1 protein-coding gene is annotated in these 577 nt (G+C 72.4%); it reads right to left on the bottom strand.

Going from position 1 to position 577, the window contains the following annotated elements; genetic code table 11:
* On the bottom strand, window positions 1-577 hold a 577-nt coding region (locus tag CCN42_RS37710; protein ID WP_143662169.1), incomplete at both ends, for a DEAD/DEAH box helicase.

The following is a 577-nucleotide window of genomic DNA, read 5'->3' as shown; positions in this document are numbered from 1 at the left end:
CATCGTCGTGACCGCGCCGGCCGAGGGGTCGACGGAGTGCACGACGGGATCGGTCAGGTAGCGGCGCACGAGCAGGTCGACATTACGGTCGAGGGTGGCGGAGAACAGCATGCGCTGGCCCTCGGGGCGGACCTGGTCGAGCAGGGCGGTGACCTGCGGCATGAAGCCCATGTCGGCCATCTGGTCCGCCTCGTCGAGGACGGTGATGGAAACCTGGTCCAGCCGGCACTCGCCGCGGTCGATGAGGTCCTTGAGGCGTCCCGGTGTGGCGACGACGACCTCGGCGCCACCGCGCAGCGCGCTCGCCTGCCTGCCGATCGACATCCCGCCCACGACCGTGGCGAGGCGCAGTTTCACGGAGCGGGCGTAGGGGGTGAGCGCGTCGGTGACCTGCTGCGCCAGCTCACGCGTCGGTACCAGGATCAGCCCGAGCGGCTGCCGGGGCTCGGCGCGCTGACCGGCCGTACGGGCCAGCAGGGCCAGTCCGAAGGCGAGGGTCTTGCCGGAGCCGGTGCGCCCGCGGCCGAGTACGTCACGGCCGGCGAGGGAGTTCGGGAGGGTCGCGGCCTGGATCGGG

Origin of the sequence: Streptomyces glaucescens, assembly GCF_002154375.1 — a bacterium.
Classification (GTDB): Bacteria; Actinomycetota; Actinomycetes; order Streptomycetales; family Streptomycetaceae; genus Streptomyces; species Streptomyces glaucescens.
This window is presented reverse-complemented; position numbering and strand designations above follow the sequence as displayed.